This is a genomic window from Paenibacillus sp. LS-5 (assembly GCF_056121505.1).
Map to the genome: position 1 here is coordinate 1 of NZ_JBWAVA010000114.1, position 246 is coordinate 246.

Annotated in this window: 1 protein-coding gene; it reads left to right on the plus strand. The window is 63.4% G+C overall.

Annotated elements, in window-relative coordinates; all coding sequences use genetic code 11:
- On the plus strand, positions 1 to 246 hold a 246-nt coding region (locus AC0MA3_RS26685), incomplete at both ends, for a TraG/VirB4 family ATPase (protein ID WP_474658376.1).

The following is a 246-nucleotide window of genomic DNA, read 5'->3' on the forward strand; positions in this document are numbered from 1 at the left end:
GGCGCGGCTCCCGCCGTGCTTGCCTATCTGTTTCACCGCATCGGCGACAGGCTGGATGGGCGGGCGACGCTGCTCATCATCGACGAAGGCTGGCTTGCGCTGGACGATGAGGGATTCGCTGGCCAGCTTCGCGAATGGCTCAAAACGCTGCGCAAAAAGAACGCCAGCGTCATCTTCGCTACGCAGAGCCTGTCCGACATTGACGGCAGCAACATCGCGCCGGCGATCATCGAGAGCTGCCCGACG